This is a genomic window from Chitinophaga tropicalis, assembly GCF_009758205.1.
Classification (GTDB): domain Bacteria; phylum Bacteroidota; class Bacteroidia; order Chitinophagales; family Chitinophagaceae; genus Chitinophaga; species Chitinophaga tropicalis.
This window is the reverse complement of record NZ_WRXN01000025.1, coordinates 1-18,960: the sequence shown is the minus strand read 5'-3', so window position 1 is coordinate 18,960 and position 18,960 is coordinate 1. Positions and strand designations below refer to the sequence as shown.

General features: G+C 46.9%; 18 protein-coding genes. 14 read left to right on the top strand and 4 right to left on the bottom strand.

What is annotated here, in order from left to right; genetic code table 11:
- Window position 1 precedes the first annotated feature (1 nt).
- From GO493_RS29440 to GO493_RS29425, 4 genes are all read left to right on the top strand, one after another.
- On the top strand, window positions 2–1,999 hold the full coding sequence (locus tag GO493_RS29440) for a TonB-dependent receptor plug domain-containing protein (RefSeq protein ID WP_157309827.1): 1,998 nt from the start codon (window positions 2–4) through the stop codon (window positions 1,997–1,999).
- Window positions 2,000–2,019: 20 nt separating this feature from the next.
- The gene (locus tag GO493_RS29435) at window positions 2,020–3,033 is read left to right on the top strand and encodes a cytochrome-c peroxidase (RefSeq protein WP_232539156.1); all 1,014 of its coding nucleotides are present in this window, start codon (window positions 2,020–2,022) and stop codon (window positions 3,031–3,033) included.
- Window positions 3,034–3,039: 6 nt separating this feature from the next.
- Window positions 3,040–3,522: a molybdopterin-dependent oxidoreductase gene (locus tag GO493_RS29430; RefSeq protein ID WP_157309825.1), complete on the top strand. Its 483-nt coding sequence runs from the start codon at window positions 3,040–3,042 to the stop codon at window positions 3,520–3,522.
- Window positions 3,523–3,685: 163 nt separating this feature from the next.
- Window positions 3,686–4,972, top strand: a complete 1,287-nt coding sequence (locus tag GO493_RS29425) for an amidohydrolase (protein ID WP_157309824.1) — start codon at window positions 3,686–3,688, stop codon at window positions 4,970–4,972.
- A 74-nt stretch (window positions 4,973–5,046) separates the two neighbouring features.
- Here the strand turns inward: GO493_RS29425 and GO493_RS29420 are convergent, their stop codons facing one another.
- The 3 genes from GO493_RS29420 to GO493_RS29410 all read right to left on the bottom strand — a co-directional run bounded on the left by GO493_RS29420 (window position 5,047) and on the right by GO493_RS29410 (window position 8,004).
- Window positions 5,047–6,837, bottom strand: coding sequence for a glycoside hydrolase family 2 protein (locus tag GO493_RS29420; protein WP_232539155.1), 1,791 nt, complete (start codon window positions 6,835–6,837; stop codon window positions 5,047–5,049).
- 166 nt (window positions 6,838–7,003) lie between these two features.
- Window positions 7,004–7,357 (bottom strand): GIY-YIG nuclease family protein, encoded by a 354-nt coding sequence (locus GO493_RS29415; protein ID WP_157309823.1) that lies wholly within the window; start codon window positions 7,355–7,357, stop codon window positions 7,004–7,006.
- The gene (locus tag GO493_RS29410) at window positions 7,357–8,004 is read right to left on the bottom strand and encodes a TetR/AcrR family transcriptional regulator (protein WP_157309822.1); all 648 of its coding nucleotides are present in this window, start codon (window positions 8,002–8,004) and stop codon (window positions 7,357–7,359) included. The genes GO493_RS29415 and GO493_RS29410 overlap by 1 nt, the downstream gene beginning before the upstream one ends.
- Before the next feature lie 106 nt (window positions 8,005–8,110).
- Between GO493_RS29410 and GO493_RS29405 the strand changes: the two genes are divergently transcribed.
- On the top strand, window positions 8,111–9,172 hold the full coding sequence (locus tag GO493_RS29405; protein ID WP_157309821.1) for a saccharopine dehydrogenase family protein: 1,062 nt from the start codon (window positions 8,111–8,113) through the stop codon (window positions 9,170–9,172).
- Between the two features lie 100 nt (window positions 9,173–9,272).
- On the opposite strand, the gene GO493_RS29400 is transcribed toward GO493_RS29405, so the two are convergent.
- Complete coding sequence (locus tag GO493_RS29400; protein ID WP_198315863.1) at window positions 9,273–10,604, bottom strand: hypothetical protein; 1,332 nt, start codon at window positions 10,602–10,604, stop codon at window positions 9,273–9,275.
- A gap of 274 nt (window positions 10,605–10,878) precedes the next feature.
- On the opposite strand from GO493_RS29400, the gene GO493_RS29395 reads away from it, so the two are divergent.
- The 9 genes from GO493_RS29395 to GO493_RS29355 all read left to right on the top strand — a co-directional run bounded on the left by GO493_RS29395 (window position 10,879) and on the right by GO493_RS29355 (window position 18,827).
- On the top strand, window positions 10,879–12,138 hold the full coding sequence (locus tag GO493_RS29395; RefSeq protein WP_157309820.1) for a dihydroorotase: 1,260 nt from the start codon (window positions 10,879–10,881) through the stop codon (window positions 12,136–12,138).
- 15 nt (window positions 12,139–12,153) lie between these two features.
- Entirely contained in the window at window positions 12,154–12,696 is a 543-nt protein-coding gene (locus tag GO493_RS29390; protein WP_157309819.1) for a DUF4199 domain-containing protein, read from the top strand.
- 51 nt (window positions 12,697–12,747) lie between these two features.
- Window positions 12,748–13,695 (top strand): glycosyltransferase family 2 protein, encoded by a 948-nt coding sequence (locus GO493_RS29385; RefSeq protein WP_157309818.1) that lies wholly within the window; start codon window positions 12,748–12,750, stop codon window positions 13,693–13,695.
- Window positions 13,696–13,701: 6 nt separating this feature from the next.
- Window positions 13,702–14,832, top strand: coding sequence for a glycosyltransferase (locus tag GO493_RS29380; RefSeq protein WP_157309817.1), 1,131 nt, complete (start codon window positions 13,702–13,704; stop codon window positions 14,830–14,832).
- A 96-nt stretch (window positions 14,833–14,928) separates the two neighbouring features.
- Window positions 14,929–15,948, top strand: coding sequence for a GHMP family kinase ATP-binding protein (locus GO493_RS29375; protein ID WP_317165475.1), 1,020 nt, complete (start codon window positions 14,929–14,931; stop codon window positions 15,946–15,948).
- An 18-nt stretch (window positions 15,949–15,966) separates the two neighbouring features.
- The gene (locus GO493_RS29370; RefSeq protein WP_157309815.1) at window positions 15,967–16,542 is read left to right on the top strand and encodes a D-sedoheptulose-7-phosphate isomerase; all 576 of its coding nucleotides are present in this window, start codon (window positions 15,967–15,969) and stop codon (window positions 16,540–16,542) included.
- The gene (locus tag GO493_RS29365; RefSeq protein ID WP_157309814.1) at window positions 16,539–17,234 is read left to right on the top strand and encodes a nucleotidyltransferase family protein; all 696 of its coding nucleotides are present in this window, start codon (window positions 16,539–16,541) and stop codon (window positions 17,232–17,234) included. Before GO493_RS29370 ends, GO493_RS29365 begins: the two co-directional genes overlap by 4 nt.
- Before the next feature lie 14 nt (window positions 17,235–17,248).
- Window positions 17,249–17,791, top strand: coding sequence for a D-glycero-alpha-D-manno-heptose-1,7-bisphosphate 7-phosphatase (locus GO493_RS29360; RefSeq protein WP_232539154.1), 543 nt, complete (start codon window positions 17,249–17,251; stop codon window positions 17,789–17,791).
- Window positions 17,792–17,846: 55 nt separating this feature from the next.
- Window positions 17,847–18,827: a hypothetical protein gene (locus tag GO493_RS29355; RefSeq protein WP_157309813.1), complete on the top strand. Its 981-nt coding sequence runs from the start codon at window positions 17,847–17,849 to the stop codon at window positions 18,825–18,827.
- Window positions 18,828–18,960: the final 133 nt, after the last annotated feature.

Genomic DNA, 18,960 nt, shown 5'->3' with positions numbered 1-18,960 from the left:
CATGAAAAAACGACTACTTATTCTATCAGCCATTATCAGTCACACAGCCATGGCACAGCAGGCAAAAGACAGTATCAGGCCAGGCATTTTTACCCTTGGTGAAGTAGTTATCACTGACCAGGGCAAACAACCGGGAACAACGATCAGCGCCACCCGGCTGCAGGATTTCGCAAAGAACGATGTATCTAAAGCCCTCAACCTGCTGCCCGGTATTAACCTTTCTGCCGTTGGCGCCCGCAATGAAGCCATGATCTATCTCAGGGGCTTTGACCTGCGCCAGGTCCCCCTGCTGATTGACGGTATACCCGTTTACGTTCCCTATGACGGCTATGTAGACCTTGCCCGCTTCACCACCTTCGATCTGGCAGAAGTGAATGTTTCCAAAGGATATACCTCCGTGATCTATGGCCCTAATGCACTTGGCGGCGCTATCAACCTCGTTACCCGAAAACCGGCAAAGGCATTTGAACTGAACGGAGCCAGCGGATGGCTTTCAGGAGGTTATCGTACCAACATCAACGTAGGCAGCAACCTGGGAAAATTCTATATACAGGCCGGTTATTCAAGACTGGACAGGGATTCCTTCCCCCTCTCCGATAAGTTCATACCCACCCGCATAGAGAACGGCGGTAGCAGGAATAACTCCTACAATATGGACGAGAAATACAATATTAAAATAGGATACCGGCCCAACCAGCGTTCAGAATACGCCCTTAGCTACCAGTACCAGCACGGTAAAAAGGGATCTCCTGTGTATACCGGCACAGACACGCTTAACAGTCAGTATAAAAGTCCGCGGTACTGGCAATGGCCATACTGGGATAAACAAAACCTCTACTTCATCAGCAATACCAGGATTGACAGCACACAGTATCTTAAAACAAGACTGTACTACGATAAATTCAAAAACCAGCTGAACTCATACGATGACGGTACCTTTACCACCATCACCCGCCCTTATGCCTTTAAAAGCTATTATGACGATTACACCTTTGGCGGTATAGTAGAATATGGCCACAGCGCATTCTCCGGACGGGACAACTACAGCGTAACCGTTCAATACAAACAGGACGTACACAGGGAACACAATGAAGGTGAACCGACCCGCACCATGTCTGACAGGACCCTCACCGCTGGCTTTGAAAATCATCTGATCATTGCTCCGGAACTGTTGTTGCTCACAGGTTTCAGTTATAATAACCGCAGCAGCATCAAAGCAGAGAACTATAACAGTACTACAAAAGCCATCTCCCCCTACCCTGACAACAGCAATAACGCATTTAACGTACAGGGTAGATTACAGTACAGCCTTAACAGCACCAGTGTATTAAATGCTTCTGTTGCCAGGAAAACAAGATTCGCCACTACGAAAGACCGTTATTCCTACCGCATGGGCACAGCTATTCCCAACCCTGACCTTGCCGCTGAATATGCTTTGAACTATGAACTGGGATACAAAGGCTCTTTCCATAACAGGCTGACCGTCGAAGCAGCGTTATTTTATAGTAAGATCAACAATACTATACTCACCGTAAATAATGTAAAATTCGATTCTACAAGGAATGTATGGCAAAGCCAGCTGCAGAATGCCGGCAAATCAGAATATATGGGAGCAGAAGCTGCAGTAGAATACCGTATAGCTACTCATCTCAGGGCAGGGATCAACTACACCTACATCAAACGGAACAATCTTACCAATCCGGCACTTCGCTTTATTGATGTACCTGAGCATAAACTGTTTGCCTTTCTTCAATACCAGCACGAAGATAAATATGGTATCCAGCTCAACTCAGAGTATAATTCCAAAAGATACAGCACCACTTACGGCACTACCACAGGAAGCTTTGTATTGCTGAATACAAGAGCAATGGTAAAGGTTTGGCGCTACTTCTCTGTCGAAGCAGGCATCAACAATATCACCGACAAAAACTACTCCCTGGCCGAAGGCTATCCTGAGCCAGGCAGAAACTATTTTGCAAACCTGATCTACCGTTTATAATGATAAAACGCTTTGCGAAAATGGTCTTGCTACTCATTGCCTGCCTGGCAGGTACAGGCAGTATATGGAAGCAGGGACCGCCAAGGCCTTATAAAGTTGAATATCCGTCCTATTTCGGCAACAGGATCAACATTCCTGAGGATAATCCTCTTACAGAAGAAGGCGTCAGATTGGGACGGATGCTGTTCTATGAAACAGCACTGTCTTCCGGCAACCGCATATCATGCGCTTCCTGTCACAAACAGGAGCTGGCTTTTACCGATGGACTGCAATTCAGCATAGGCGTTGACGGTACACCTACTCCACGCAATTCTATGTCTCTCGCTAACCTGTTATGGGTCAGGAATTTCTTCTGGGACGGCAGGGCTGAAGGGCTTGAAAAGCAGGCAGAGACACCGCTTACAAACCCACATGAAATGGGACAGGCATTAGCAATATCTGCTCAAAAGCTACAGCAATCTCCCATCTACCCTGCGCTTTTCCGGGACGCCTTTGGCAGCAATGTCATTACAGACAATAAAATAGTTAAGGCGCTATCCCAATTTGAACGTACACTGATATCCTCCAATTCAACCTACGATCAATACCTGCGGGGAGAATACCAGCCCACAGCATCAGAACTGAACGGCATTACATTGTTCTTTGATCCTGGAGGAGCCGGTTGCGGGCACTGTCATGGCGGACCCAAAACATTCAGTGAGCTTTTTCATAATAATGGACTGGACAGTATTCCCGAAGATGCAGGCCGTAAAGCCATTACCGGGCAGGAATATGACAATGGCCGTTTCAGGGTAGCTACGCTGCGCAATATTGCACTGACAGCTCCTTATATGCACGACGGCCGCTTCAAAACACTGGAAGAAGTGGCTGACCATTACAGCGATCATATACAGGCCAGCGCTACACTCAGCCCTTTCCTTGAGAACAGGCAGAAACTGACAATGCAGGAGAAGAAAGATCTTGTAGCCTTTCTGCACCTGCTCACTGATTCAACTTTTATAACCGATAAACGTTTTTCCAATCCTTTTAAATGATCAGATATGAAGGTATATCTCATTGCTCTCCTGGCCTGTTTTTCCCTGCACCAGGCATCTGCACAGGAAGCTTCTCTCAGTGTAACCGGGGAAGTAACACATCCCCTTCAGCTCACAGCTGCCGGCCTTTCGAAGATGAAACGTACTACCGTTGCATTGAAAGACAGGGACGGGAAAGAACATAAGTACACAGGCGTGACCATCCCTGAAATACTGGACCTGGCAGGTGTTACCACAGGTAAACAGCTGCGGGGAGAGAACCTGACCAAGTACATGCTGGTAAAATGTGCTGATGGCTATGAGGTACTTTTCTCTCTTGCAGAACTGGATACCAGCTTTACCGACAGGACCGCTATCCTTGCCGATCAGCTGGAAGGTGGTCCGTTACCTGCAGGGAAAGGCCCTTTCAGGCTGGTAGTGCCGGGAGAAAAGAAACCTGCCCGAAGCAGCTTCCAGGTGACTGAATTTATTATCCGCTTTGCTAAATAGTACTACCGGTTGCTGCGAACCTGATCGCCCAAAATGCTTTTATCTGTTGTAAAAGCATTTTGGGCGATGTTTTTCCCGGTATTATAAGCAGCTGAAAAAATGAGCTGTAACCCTAAAGGATAAATTGTTATTTTGTAGTAACAACTAAAATCTGAATGCGCTTATGAAGTACCAGCTGTTATCATTGCTCTCCTTTGTGCCCATCTTTAGCTTTGCACAGATCAAAGATCTTGACCGGAACGTAGCCAACGTAAAAGATTCCGTCGTATCCTGGAGAAGACACCTCCATCAGAATCCTGAGCTCTCCAACCGTGAGTTTAAAACATCTGAGTTTATTGCAGCCCATCTCAGGAAACTGGGACTGGAAGTACATACCGGCATTGCCAAAACCGGGGTGGTGGCTATTCTGAAAGGCGGTAAGCCCGGCCCTGTAGTAGCCCTCCGCGCCGATATAGATGCCCTGCCGGTTTATGAAAGGGCCAACCTCCCGTTTAAGTCCACCGATACAGCAGAATACCTGGGTCAAAGAGTGCCGGTCATGCATGCCTGCGGACATGATACCCATATAGCCATCTTATTAGGTACAGCTGAAGTATTGAGCAGCATGAAAAAAGATGTGCCCGGTACCGTTAAGTTCATCTTCCAGCCCGCAGAAGAAGGCGCTCCGGGCGATGAAGAAGGAGGTGCACCACTCATGATCAAAGAAGGCGTCATGGAGAATCCTAAAGTAGATGCCATCTTTGGCCTTCATATCAATTCACAGACGCCTATAGGTACAGTGAAATATAAATCGGGATCGGTAATGGCATCGAGCGACTGGTTCACCGTGAAGGTAAAAGGCCGTCAGTCGCACGGGTCACAGCCCTGGTCCGGTATTGATCCTATAGCCGTAGCATCCCAGATCATACAGGGATTTCAGAATATTGTGAGTCGCCAGTCGGAACTGACTAAAGCCCCGGTAGTGATCACTGTAGGCAAAATACATAGTGGTGTGCGCAGCAACATCATCCCCGAAGAACTGGTGATGGAAGGTACGATACGTACATTAGACACTAAAATGCAGCAAAGTGTTCATGAAAAAATGAAGCTCACGGCAACCAAAATAGCTGAAGCCTCCGGCGCAACTGCTGAAGTAACAATAGATACAAAGACGAAAGTGACTTATAATAACCCGGAGCTTGTAAAGCTGATGCTGCCTTCCATCGAAACGGCGGCAGGGAAAGATAACGTGAAGGAATCAGAATGGACTACCGGGGCGGAAGATTTTTCTTTTTACGGTGATAAAGCACCGGCATTCTTCTTTTTTCTTGGTGGATTGCCTCCCGGACAAGACCCGGCAAAGGCAGCGGCACATCACACACCGGACTTCTTTATTGATGATTCCAAACTGGATGTAGGTGTGAAAGTATTCTGCCAGTTGGTTTTTGATTATGCGAAGAAGAAAGTATAGCACTAAAAATATACTCAAAAAAAATGCTCCGCCGTTGGCGGAGCATTTTTTTTGAGTATAGAGCGCTAACGCGCCTACGGCCGTTTGGAGTCATACCAGGCTTTCAGGATATAGAAAGCCTTTTTCTTATTCCCTTTATCATCATACATTCCTTTCCTGTTCCATCCTTCCTGGTAGAAAGGATTATTCCTTTTGGGAGAACGGAAATCCGCCAGTAACCACGGCGTAATACCACAGAAATTTTCAGGCATACGGCTCAGCATATCCAGCTGCTCCTTAAAAAACCATTCCTGGTATTCTTCACTGAAACGGGTCAGGGAATCACCGTGGAAACCGGCCTTAGCCTCTGCCCCTGTTTCACTTATAAAGAAAGGTTTGTCATAGATAGTGCCCCAGTTGGTTGTACGGCATTTATCGGGCAATCCTCCATACCAGCCCAGGTATTCATTGAATGCTACAAGATCTACGAACTCTCCCAGCGGGTCATCCACCATGTTCAGGTCTTTACCTGAATTATAGTTCACTTCCAGTGCGGCAGATACCATTCTTGTTCCATCCAGCTCTTTAGCCCGGGTGATCAGGTTATGCATGAAGTTAGTACGCACGGGGCTTACCGGGGTTTCATTGCCGACAGACCAGATAATCACACTGGCCCTGTTATGATCTCTTGTGATCATCTCTGTAAGTTGGGCCTTTGCTTTCTCCAGTACTTCCGCACTGCCGAAGTTAATGGTCCAGTAAACAGGTATCTCTGACCAGACCAGTATTCCAAGGGAATCGGCCAGTCTTACCATCCTTTCATCATGGGGATAATGTGCCAGCCTTACCATGTTACATCCCAGTTCCCTGGCCTGTCCCAGCAACTGCCTGGCATCCTCATCGCTGTATGCCCTGCGTACATCCTGGGGGATCTCCCCATGTATACAGATACCACGCATGAAGATGGGCTTACCATTCAGCAACACATGTTTTCCACGGGCTTCAACAGTCCTGAACCCTATCTTATCTGTTACTTTATCTGACGATGATGTGATCACCACATCATACAATTTCGGATGCTCAGGCGACCACAGCTCTGCTTTCGGCAGCTTAAAGCTGAACTTTACTTCTCCATTGGAAACAGGCACCTGCTGTTTCAGTTTCAGCGCAGGTATCTCGATAGTAACCGGGGAAGGTGTTCCATTGAATTTCACGTAACCTTCTGCCTCTGAAGAAGAAGTTTTCTTTAACTGTAATACAAAGTCACGTATGAATGATTGCGGCAGCTCTACTATCTTTACATCGCGGGTAATACCACCGTAATTCCACCAGTCGGTATTCAGTGTAGGCACCTCATCTGCATAACGCCTGTTATCTACTTTTACCACCAGGAAATTGTCTTTCTCTTTCAGCAGGGATGCCGGTATTTCGAAATTAAACGGGGTAAATCCGCCTTTATGCATGCCCAGCTTCTTACCATTCAGGTAAACATCTGCACGGTAATTTACCGCCCCAAAATACAGGAAATAGCGGCTGCCTTCTTTATGCTTTATAAAATCGAAAGAACGCTTGTACCAGATGCTGCCTTCGTAATAAACGAACTGTGGTTGCTGATGGTTCCAGTCGCCCGGCACTTCCAGCTCATATTTCCCGCTGTAACCATGTTCTTTCCGCTCTGTCCTGTTTGCCTGTTCTGCCCTGTTCCAATAGGCTTCCGGGTCATCTTCCCTGCGTTCTTTAAAGCGGTAGTCGTAAAATCCTGTCTCATATGGATCAACGATATATTGCCAGCGGCCGTTCAGGCTTGTGGCTTCACGGCTGGTGATGTTGGAGATCAGGCTGTCCTGCGCAAATGCTGTACTCCATGCAAGCGCCAGTAATGCCATAAATATGCTTTTGTAACTCATCATCGTTCTTACCGGGTTATATCCGAAAGGTAGTAAATACCGGGTAATACCCGCGGTTAAATTAGGGCTTTTTCATGTCATATTTACAATTAATTACCAGGGCCTTTTGTATTTCTTCAGGTGTCGTAAAAACTGCTTAGAACATTTATTTGACGTTGTGATAACCTTTTTCTCCGAAAGGTTTCAGCTCTTCTATAAACATCACCTCAAGCTGTTTCACTTCTTTGGCATAATCTATCACCTCATCTTCCTTATGTGCTATTTCGGAGATGATCTCATAAACAAAATTATCTGCTCCCATTTCATTCCACTCCTGTTGTAGCTGTACGTTAGGATGCACACCAAAATTCAGCTGTGTTCTGTGCCTGTTCCAGATCATATCCAGGTTCACACTGCTATCAACATATATTTTTCCGTTGATGGTATTCCTTACCTGGAACACTCCCATGCGGAACTTCATCTGTTTATATTCTTCCTTTAATTCTTTCTTCGTCTTCATCACTTGTTATTTCCTACTTTAATTGAGATCAGAGAATTATTCACGGTAGTGCTGCTTTGTTCCGGCCTTGAGTTTTCCAGGATGGTGTCCAGCTGAGCATTGAATAAGTGCAGGAACTCTGTGTATGATGATGGCGCCCTTCTGTTCAGATACATAAGCAGCAGGCCAAATATTGTATACCTGGTGCGAGCTTTCATTCCCTCTATCTCTTCGGCCCTGATAATTCCTTTGGCAGCGCAATAGTTCCATTCCTCCTCACATATCCTGTCTAATGACAGGTTGATCACATCGCTCTCTTTGAAATTACCCATACGCTCCAGGAAGAATAGCTCAAAAATGCCGGGATATTGTACAAAGAAATCTGCATAGGCGCGGACCATTGCCTTTAAGCGTTTCAATCCCCTCTCCTTCTTCTTTGTCTGATCCGTTACCTGCTGACGGCATTCTTCATAAAAGTCCTGTACGCAGAGGAATACCAGGTCATTCACATCTTTAAAATAGCTGTACATTGTGGCATAGGAATATCCCGCCTTGTCAGCTATGCTGCGCACGCTGAGACTTTTCAGTCCCTCTGCTCTTACCATTTCTTTGGTGGCATCAAGGAAATACCCCCTCATCCGCTGTTCCTGGATCTCTTTATTCTTCATACTACATCGTTTAACAGGTGCAAATATATTTAACATTGTTAAATATTAAAAACAATGTTTGGTATCTCATATTAACTATTCCCAATATTCTTTGTATTTTTCCCGCATGCAACAAAACACATTCCTGCTTTACGGCGCTAATGGATACAGCGGCGAGCTGATTGCCCGCTTTGCACATCAATACGGCCTGCAACCTATCCTTGCAGGCAGAAGAAAAGAGGCGATAGAACCACTGGCCACCAGGTTGAATCTACCTTACAGGATAGTAGACCTCTTTGACAGCAATGCACTGAAAGCTGCTTTACAGGATGTACCGCTTGTTGTACAGGCTGCCGGCCCTTATCATATCACGGCTCAGCCAATGGTGGAAGCCTGCCTGGCTACCAACACTCATTATATAGACCTGAATGGGGATACAGACGTGTTTGATATGCTGCTGGCTTTGGATAGCAGGGCGAAAGCGAGTAATATTATGATATTGCCGGGAGCAGGATTTGATGTAGTGCCGACAGACTGCCTGGCTCTCTGGTTGAAGAACCGTATGCCTGATGCTACACACCTCAGCATGGCATTTGCAATACTTGGAAGCGCTCTTTCACGTGGCACCACTATCTCTACCCTGCATAAACTAGGTATGCCGGGAGCGGTGCGGAAGGATGGTAAACTGGTGCCAGAGCCTGTTGGGAAACGTGGTATGACCCTGGAATTTCCCGGGCGTAAGGAAAAGATCTTTGTGATGAGCCTTCCCTGGGGAGATGTGAGCACTGCTTATTTCACTACGGGCATTCCTAACATTGTTGCCTATACCAGCATCAATAAAGCAGCATGGTATCTGCTGAAAGCTCAATCTGCATTTAACTGGCTGCTGCGTACTTCTTTTATGCGTAAGCTGGTAGCTGCTATCTCTATCCCAAAATCATCCGCGGGGCCTGACGATGCCATGCGGGATAAGGCTATCAGCCTGGTGTGGGGAAAAGCCACCAATGCTAAAGGAGAAACCCTGACGGCGCACATGAGTTGTCCGGAAGCATATTCATTGACAACAGATGCTATCCTCACGATCTCTAAAAAAATACTGGAAGGGAATTATAAACCAGGGTATCAGACACCAGGAAGTGCGTATGGGGAGGATCTGGTTTTGGAAATACCTGGGGTCAAAAGAAATTGATTGATTAACACAGATTCTTCATCAAAAAAAACGCTTTTGCCGAAGGCAAAAGCGTTTTTTTTGATGAAGAAGACTAGCCAGTGGCCAGTCATTCATCTAATTAATTCAAAAACACCTGGTACTGCACAATGAAACTACCCTTATGTGTAGTCAGACTGGCCTTATCCTGCCCTGCTATCGTTTCATAAACAGGCCTGATCTGGTAAGCCATGGTCAGTTTTGACGTATGCCCTTTCAGCAGCCAGTTCACACCCAGGTCCCAGAACTTCATATCTTCTTTCAACCTGTCGTAATGCGCATACTGCAGGCTTGCATAAGGCATCAGGGTTGTCTTTCCTATCAGGTTGTTTTTAAATTTATAACCCGCCTGTCCGTACAACAGGTTGCCCGTGCCGAATGAAGGGTAGCCATTACCGCTGCCATTCAGGATCTCCGGCCTGCTGGAACCATTGGCCGGGTTCATGGTAGCCTGGTTACGCAGGTATCCCTTGCCCCAGTTAAAATTCATGTAGGCAGCATATGCACTGACAGCGCTGCCGGTAGACGGGTTGATTGGAGCATCATAGTATACATCTACAGCAAAATGCTGCATATTGGTTTCAACAGTATCTCCGGCGGCGCCTGCATGCCACATTGCGTCTGGCTGGTACTGGAAACCTGCGCCGATGTTGAACACCTTTTTGGCGCCCAGGTAAGTACCTGTTGCATAGGCTGTGGTATTAGCTTCCTCATCCAGGAACTGCCACTGGAAATAACCCTGCCATTGCATTTTAGCGGGTTTTGCAGAGAATGTGGAATTAGGTCCTACGGCGGCGCTGTATCCGTTCGATTTCTGTACAGACATAGGACTGCTCATAGTAACACGGTAATCCAGCTTTCCTAATTTACCTTTTGCATATACAGCCAGCTTACGCAGGAACTGGTCAGTTACATCGTTGGTAGATTGTTCGAACAGGGGAGCGTCAATTCCCATGATGCTACCTACAGAAGGCGCCGAGAACCTGGAAAGCCCGTTCCAGGCAGTCAGACCACCACCAAGCGATAAATTCTTTTTCACGACCTCATATTCACCTACCACATCATGAATAAAGAAACCCGCTTTCCTGTCTGACGAATAATTGAAGTTATTCATCCCGATCTGGGTATACAGGAACACACGGTCAGTGATCTGGCCAAAGGCCTGCATCCTGGCCCTTCTGATGCCAATGTCCGTAAAATTGTCTTTTTCATAACCGTTGATGGTACTACCGGGATTCATGTCGGTATTCCGTAACCATACCTGCGAAACAAGTGTGAATTTGAAATAATTGCTACCATCCTCATTCAGCCAGATCTTTCCGTCTTTAAAGCCTTGTGAGTAACTGTCTGAAAACATGACGGTGACGAGAACCATTGCAGCTGCCGTCCCTTTTAAAAACTTCCTGAAGTTCATTTACGTTTTTTATCGATGATGAATGTTTACATCGCCAATGCAAATAGAGTCATATACAGCTTCCCGGAGAGGGAAGTCAGGGGCACGAAAATAAGTAATTTTTTGAGGGAGGGATTTTTTATGCTGCACACAGCTTAAAACCCACGTTAAAATACATCAATATATAATTGATTATCATTTATTTACAAAATGCCGCTATAGGCTGCTCTCCTTAAGCTTATTTTCTATTACTTTTGTGGCCGGTATTTTTTGGACAGACACAGTAAAGCTAAGCATGCATATACTACTCAAAAACGTACAGGTAATTGCACCTTCGTCCTCTTTTCACGGACAAAAACAAGACATTTTAATTGAAAACGGCACTATCCGGCAGATCGGGGGAAACATTTCGGCTCCCCAGGCGCAGGTAGTAACCGGCACTAACCTGCATGTCTCTACCGGATGGACGGATGTATTTGCACACTTCTGTGATCCCGGACAGGAATACAAGGAAGATCTCCAGAGTGGTATTAAAGCCGCTGCCAAAGGGGGATACACTACTGTACTGATAGTTCCCAACACCCAGCCGGCCCTGCACACCAAACCACAGGTAGAATATGTGCTCAGCAGAACGCGCAACAGCGCCGTACAGGTACTGCCCATAGGCGCGGTGACCAAAAACCTGGAAGGTACTTCCCTGGCCGAGATGTATGAAATGGAGCAGGCAGGGGCAGTAGCGTTTTCCGACGGACTGAAACCTATACAGTCCCCCGGTATCATGCTGAAAGCCCTGCAATATGTAAAAGCAGTGAACGGCACAGTTATACAACTGCCTGACGATCTGAGCATCTCCGCACATGGCCTGATGCACGAAGGCATCTACAGCACACAGCTGGGCATGCCCGGCAAACCAGCCATAGCGGAAGAGCTGATCATACAGCGGGACCTGGAACTGGCACAGTACTCAGATTCAAAACTGCACTTCACGGGCATCAGTACACGCAGATCTGTAGACCTGATAGCAGAAGCCAAAGGCAAAGGCATCAGGGTTACCTGCTCTGTAACGCCTTACCACCTCTCACTGACAGACGGGCACCTCGTTTCTTACGATACTCATTTTAAAGTAAACCCTCCCCTGCGCACTGCAGAAGACGTGAAAGCACTGCAGGAAGCCGTGAAATATGGTGTGATAGACTGCTTTGCCACACATCACCTGCCGCAGGACTGGGACGCCAAACAAGTGGAATTTGAATATGCGAAGAATGGTATGGTTGGACTGGAAAGCGCTTTCGGCGTACTGCGCAAACACCTGCCGCAAGTACCGCTGGATAAGCTGATAGACATGCTTTCCGTACAATCCCGTAAGATCTTCAACTTACAGGAACACAAGCTGGAAGAAGGCGCCATCGCCAATCTCACCATCTTTGATCCGGAAGAGGAATGGGTGTTCAACACCTCCGACCTGGCAGGAAGGTCCAAAAATTCAGCGTATATTGGCGCGGAACTGAAAGGCAGTGTGAAAGGAGTTATCAACGGCCAGTATGCCCAACTTTAAAATGTCATTTTGTGTATGAGTAATGCAACATATCCTAACCCTGGTATCAAATGGGGACTGATTGCCGGTGTGGTAGCTGTAATAGCAGGCATAGTCCTGTATCTCACAGATGCCCTGGTACTTTTCAGCCTGAAATTTTCCGGCATACTGCTTATCATCTATTCCATCTGCGCTCTTATGGCAGGTCTTGAAAAGAAACGCAGACAATCCGGCATACTTGGCATCAGGGAAGGCCTTCAGCCTGTCTTTACCACATTTGTGATAGGGTCCCTCATGAGTACCCTGTTTACCTATATACTTGTCAATTATATTGATCCTTCTGTTACAGTGAAGATGAAACAATCTGCTATTGAAAGCTATAAGGCAATGGAGAATGTTTCCCGTGCTATGGGCGCCACACAACAGGATTATGAAAAGGGACTGGCAGACCTGCAGGCACAGCAGGACTTCCGCCTGACCTTTGCAGGCAGTTTCCTGCTCTACCTGCGCGGACTTATCCTCTATTTTGTGGTATCGCTCCTGCTGGCGCTCACCATCCGCAAACAACGAACAGCATAGATTGGTATTATATTAGATAGGTAAACATCCTTAACATATTACTATAAGAACATGGATATTTCCGTTATCGTTCCTTTGAAAAACGAAGAAGAGTCCCTGCCGGAACTGGCAGCATGGATTGACCGTGTCATGCAGGAAAACCGTTTTTCCTATGAGGTATGGATGATAGATGATGGCAGCACAGACACTTCGTGGGATGTAATTCAACAACTGGCTACCGCCAATCCGAATATAAAAGGCATCAAATTCCAGCGCAACTACGGCAAGTCTGCCGCTCTCAATGAAGGCTTCAGAGCAGCCCAGGGGAATGTGATCATTACCATGGATGCCGATCTGCAGGACAGCCCGGACGAAATACCGGAACTTTACCGCCTTATCAAAGAAGACGGCTTTGACCTGGTAAGCGGCTGGAAGAAAAAACGCTATGACAGCGCCCTCACCAAGAACCTGCCTTCCAAACTCTATAACTGGACCACTACCCGCATGAGCGGCGTAAGGCTGCATGATATGAACTGTGGCCTGAAATCCTATCGTAAGAAAGTGATCAAAAGCATAGAGGTTTACGGCGAAATGCACAGGTACATTCCTGTCATTGCCAAATGGAACGGCTTCAGGAAGATAGGTGAAAAAGTAGTGGAACACCGCGCCCGCAAATACGGTACTTCCAAATTTGGCCTGGAACGCTTTATCAACGGTTTCCTGGACCTGGCGTCCATTATGTTCATCAGCAAATTCGGGAAACGTCCTATGCACCTCTTCGGCGCACTGGGCACACTCTCCTTTATCCTGGGTTTCGCCATTGCTCTCTACCTGGCCGTTATGAAGATAGGCTTTGCGGGCTATAAAATGACAGAACGCCCCATCTTCTACCTGGCATTGCTGGCCATGATCATCGGATCACAGCTGTTCCTCACCGGTTTTATCGGGGAACTGGTAACACGCAATGCGCCGGAAAGGAACGAATACCTGGTGGAAACAACAATTGACCGTACCAAATAATTACAGATGGGGAAAAAAAGAATACTCCTCCTCGGACCGGCATGGCCTTACAGAGGCGGTCTGGCAGCTTATAACGAACGACTGGCGGAAGAACTGCAGAAGGATGCAGAAGTAGAGATATGGACCTTTACGGTACAGTATCCCAAATTCCTCTTTCCCGGCAAAAGCCAGTATGCTACAGAACCCGCTCCTGCCAACCTCCGTATCCACAGGCGGATCAATTCCATCAATCCCCTCAACTGGCTGCGTGTTGGCCGTATGATACGCAAATGGAACCCGGACATGATAGTCACCAAATACTGGCTCCCGCTAATGGGGCCATGCCTGGGCTCACTATTGCGGCTGGGAAAGCGCAAACATACCAAAGCAGTTTCCATACTCGATAACGTCGTACCACATGAAAAAAGGCCGGGAGATGTGGCCTTCACAAAATATTTCCTTAAACCCGTAGATGCCTTCATTGCCATGAGCCAGTCCGTACTGGACGACCTCCGGCAGTTTGAGCCACAGAAGCCGGCTTCCCTGATCCCACACCCCATCTACGATAACTACGGTACGCCCGTATCCAAACAACAGGCCCGGGAGGCATTGAAACTGGAACAGGATAAGCGGTACATCCTCTTCTTCGGCTTCATCCGCCAGTATAAAGGGCTGGACCTCCTGCTGCAGGCAATGGCAGAACAGGAGGTAAAAGACCAGGACATCCGCCTGATAGTGGCCGGCGAGTTCTATGAAGACGCCACCCCTTATCAGCAGCTGCTTGAAAAACTGAACCTGGGCGACAAAGTACTGATGCATACAGATTTCATCCCCAACGATGCCGTTAAGAATTACTTCTGCGCGGCCGACCTGGTTGTACAGCCTTATAAAAGCGCCACACAAAGCGGTATTTCCCAGATAGCCTACCACTTTGATAAACCTATGGTTGTAACCCGCGTAGGTGGTCTGGTGGAAATGGTGCCTGACAATGTAGTGGGCTTCCAGTGTGAGCCCATACCGGCAGATATTGCCGCCGCCATAACCAGGTACTACAAAGAGAACCGGGAAGCCGATATGATCGCTGCGCTGCGCATAGAAAAGCAGCAGTATTCATGGCACAGACTGGCAGCAGAAATACACAGGCTCACCACTGTATAACATATTCATTATATATTTTAACTTCTTTTTAAACGTCATAGAGACGGATGCAATGGCATTTGTTTTATCTTGCCGTTTTTAAAACCAGATAATACTGTGATTTATCGTAGCAAAGCACCTTTACGTATTGGCCTGGCCGGCGGTGGTACCGATGTAAGCCCCTACTCTGACATGTATGGAGGCGCCATTCTGAATGCCACTATTTCTCTCTACGCCCGCGCAGCCATAGAACCGATAAAGGAGAACAAGGTGATTTTTGAATCTGCCGACAGGAAAGAGCTCCTTACCTGCGATGCCGTATTCCCTCTTCCTATAGACGGGAAACTGGACCTGCTGAAAGGAGTGATCAACCGGGTAGCGAAAGACTACGGTATTCCCTCTGGCTTCAGGCTCACCACATTTGTAGATGCACCTGCCGGTTCAGGCCTGGGTACCTCCTCTACCCTGGTAGTGGCCGTACTGGGCGCCTTTGCAGAATGGCTGAAACTGCCATTGGGAGAATACGATATGGCGCACCTGGCATATATGATAGAACGGGAAGACCTGAAACAGGCGGGCGGTAAACAGGACCAGTACGCGGCAACCTTCGGGGGCGTGAACTTCATGGAATTCTATAACAATGATAAAGTCATCGTCAATCCCCTGCGCATCAAAGAGAAATACCTCGATGAGCTGGAGAATAACCTGGTGCTCTATTACACCTCTACCAGCCGCCTGTCAAGCAGCATTATATCTGAACAGCAGAAGAACGTGAATGAGAAGAAAGAGGCATCTATAGAAGCTATGCACCATCTCAAAGAACAGGCGGTGATGATGAAGGAAGCTCTGCTGCGCGGTACCATTGATAAAATTGGCGATATTCTTGATTATGGTTTTCAGCATAAGAAGAACATGGCCAAAGGCATTTCCAACTCCCAGCTGGATGATATCTACGAAGCGGCAAAACGTGCAGGCGCTTCCGGTGGTAAGATATCCGGCGCCGGTGGCGGAGGCTTTATGATCTTCTATTGCCCAGGTAATAGCCGTTACAGTGTGGTAGATGCTTTACAGGCTTTCGGCGGCCAGGTGAAACGCTACCATTTTACACACAATGGCATCAACACCTGGTGTATCTGATCTTTTAAAAAAGGGACCATGACCAATATTATACAAGTTATACAGCAGAGCATTGCCGTAAAAGAGGCTATCTGCAAAGATGAAACACTGATACAGACCATACAGCAGGTAGCGACTGTAATTACAGGCAGCCTGCAACAGGGACATAAAATACTCTTCTGTGGCAACGGCGGCAGCGCAGCTGATGCCCAGCACCTGGCGGCGGAGTTTTCCGGCCGCTTTTATAAAGACAGGACTCCGCTGTATGCTGAGGCCCTGCATTGCAATACTTCCTATCTTACGGCTGTAGGTAATGACTACGGATATGACCAGGTATATGCACGGATGCTGCGTGGTATTGGTCAACCGGGAGATGTGCTGGTAGGTATCTCTACCTCCGGCAACTCTGCCAACATCCTGGAAGCCATTAAAGTAGCCAAGAACAAAGGGATGATAGTAGTGAGCATGACCGGCCAGGCAGGCGGTAAAATGAAAGATGGCAGCGATTACCTGATCAACGTACCCTCTACTGATACTCCGCGTATACAGGAATCTCATATTACCATAGGGCATATCATCTGCGAAATAGTAGAAAAAAACCTCTTCGGCGAATGACCACAGAATGTATAGTTTTAGCCGGCGGATTGGGGACACGTCTACGCAGTGTGGTGGCAGATAAGCCCAAGTGCATGGCGCCCATAGGCGATCGGCCTTTTCTCTATTACCTGCTGCAATACCTGGCGGAACAAGGTATTACACATGTGGTGCTTTCTCTCGGTTATAGATCTGAACAGGTAATAGACTGGTGCCAGCAAACACAGCTGCCACTGGAAATTTCCTACGTTATTGAATCTGAACCACTGGGTACTGGCGGCGGCATTATACTGGCTTCATCTGAGATCAGGGGCAATGAATTTTTTGTTGCGAATGGCGATACTTTTTTCCATGTGCCATTAGCTGATTATCACAGTTTTCATAAAGAAAAACAAAGCGCGCTTTCACTGGCGCTTAAGCCTATGCAGCAGTTTGAACGCTATGGTAGTGTGGAACTGGATGAGAATGCACGTATCACTGCTTTTCTTGAAAAGAAATTCTGTGAACAGGGACTTATTAACGGAGGTATTTACCTGACGTCAAAAGAATACCTGCAAGGGTTACAACTGCCACAACAATTTTCTTTTGAGAAAGAGGTGCTGGAGCAACAAGTGAAGAATAAACAGGTATACGGCTTTATAGCTGACCAGTATTTTATTGATATTGGTATTCCGGAAGATTATGCACAGGCGCAGAGCGACTTCCTCAAATAAGATACTATCTTCACATGATGCAAATTGATTCTTCCTGGACTTTATTCCTGGACCGTGACGGTGTCATCAACAATGAAATAAAGAACGGTTATGTACTGAGTTGGGACATGTTCCGTTTTGAAGACGGTGTATTAACCGCCCTGCCCGTCCTGGCACAACGTTTCAGCAGGATCATACTTACCACTAATCAGCGTTGTATAGGAAAAGGGTTACTGACCGAACAGGGACTGGAAGAGATACACCATAATATGCTGAGTATCATCAGGGAACAAGGGGGAAGGATAGATAAGATCTACTATTGTCCGGATGTGAATAATGACAGCCCCTGCCGTAAGCCACAACCAGGCATGGCGCTGCAGGCGCAGGCAGATTTTCCGCAGATCGATTTTTCACGTTCCGTGATGGTGGGAAATACGCTGAGTGACATGAAATTTGGTAAATCACAAGGAATGACCACTGTATTTATTCCTTCTACGTTACCGGAACTTCCATTCCCCCATCCGCTGATGGATTATCGTTGTGATAGTTTGCTTGAATTTTCGCGGATCATACAATAAATTTGACTAATATAACGTAATAGCAGGTAGCAGCTACATTAACCAGAACCTACATATGATCAGGAACTGTCTCTTTTTTCTTCTCAGCTTCATGCTGATATGCACCGGCATACATGCACAAAGGGTGAGATTAAGCACTGAAAACGATTCTCTTCTGCGTATTCAGCAGGATTCCCTGCAGTACTATTCACAACAGATACTGAGAGGTAAAGATGAATCTACCAGGCAGACTGCCAACGACAGGTTCATACCTTTGCTGGTAAAGGCGCTCAAAACTCCCAGCTCCTTCTACTTCCCTTTCGATTCATTGAGCACAATCTCCATACAATACCCGCAGGACAGCGCATTCCGTATTTTTTCCTGGGGACTGGAACAGGAAACCAGCTTCTACCGCCATTATGGCGCTATCCAGGTGAGAACGGATGATGGGAAACTGAAGTTGTTCCCTCTCTTCGATAATTCCGATTACATGAATAACCCAGATACCATTGCCGGCCCTAAAAGCTGGTATGGATGCCTGTACTATAAGATCTTACACCGCCGCTACTTCAACAAAGATTATTATACCCTCTTTGGATGGGATGCCAATAACATACGCAGCCAGAAGAAGCTGCTGGATATGCTGACATTTAAAGATAGCGTACCAGTGTTTGGCGGCCCTTATTTTTCCTTTATGGAAGATACCATCCGTAAACCTACACGTAACAGGTTTATACTGGAATACAAGAAAGATGCGACTATCAGCCTGAGTTACAACCCTGATATGGATATGATCGTGTTTGATCATCTCATTTCAGAGACCAACCAGCCTAAAAAGCCTTCTACTTTTGTACCTGATCTTGATTATGAAGGGTTTAAATGGAAGGCAGGGAAATGGGTACACGTGGAAAAGGTTTTTCATGATGCATTGCAGCTAGGGAAGTTCCCCGTCGTTGCACCCCTGGACCAGAAGCAGAAGAATATGACGAAACCCAGGACTGCTGAAGATATTAATGCCGAGAAGCTAAAGCAGGCAGCGCCTAAGAAGAAGCAATAATATTATTATTGAGTAGGAAGGTAGGGATTAGTTCCCTACCTGTCCCCTCTAGCCACCGTACGTACGGTTCCGTATACGGCGGCCCATCAGAATAAAGCATTGGGAAGGGTACTTAACTCACATAGAGATAGGT